This window comes from Stenotrophomonas maltophilia (assembly GCF_003970865.1).
Taxonomy (GTDB): domain Bacteria; phylum Pseudomonadota; class Gammaproteobacteria; order Xanthomonadales; family Xanthomonadaceae; genus Stenotrophomonas; species Stenotrophomonas maltophilia_AR.
In genome coordinates, this window is the sequence record NZ_RXLZ01000158.1 from 1 (window position 1) to 668 (window position 668).

Sequence of the window (668 nt, forward strand, 5' to 3'; positions counted from 1 at the left end):
GGGAGGGTTCGTTCTGGTGGGCTGGGTGGTGTTAAACGGACACAGGGGAAACCACGAGCCCCACCGCAGGCACTCAACGTCCCCGGTACCCAACCAGGTCGCCCACCTGCAGGCGCTTGCGCGGGTTGCGGCCCTGCGCACGCAGCAGCAGCGCTTCCAGCCGCACCCCCAGCTCGGGCAGCGGGAACGGCTTGGTCAGGTAGTCGTCGGCACCGGCGCGGAAGCCGGCGATCTTGTCCGGCAGTTCATCGCGCCCGGTCAGCATGATCACCGGCACCCCGGACGCGTGCTCGGCACGCAGCCGGCGCAGCACCTCCGGCCCCTCCATGCGCGGCAGCATCCAGTCCAGGATCACCGCGTCGTAGGGATGGCTCCCGGCCAGGTGCAGCCCGGTGATTCCATCCGGGGCCACGTCCAGCACATGCCCGCGCGACTCGAAATAGTCGAACAGGTTGGCCACCAGCTGGCGGTTGTCCTCGATCACCAACAGACGCATGCACGAAACATCCACGGAAGTTCGTACCATGGTAGCGCCGCCCATGTCGGAATGCGGTCTGTCTCGTATAACAACTTGACCTGTCGCTCAAACTTACGTTTTTTTTTTGCGGGGCGCCGTTTACCTCCAAAAAAAAAAAAAAAATAAAAAAAATTAAATATAAAAAAAAGAA

At 61.1% G+C, this 668-nt stretch carries 1 pseudogene; it reads right to left on the reverse strand.

Going from position 1 to position 668, the window contains the following annotated elements:
* Positions 1-94 precede the first annotated feature (94 nt).
* A pseudogene (locus EKL94_RS22190) lies at positions 95-496 on the reverse strand (response regulator transcription factor); the annotation flags it as partial.
* Positions 497-668: the final 172 nt, after the last annotated feature.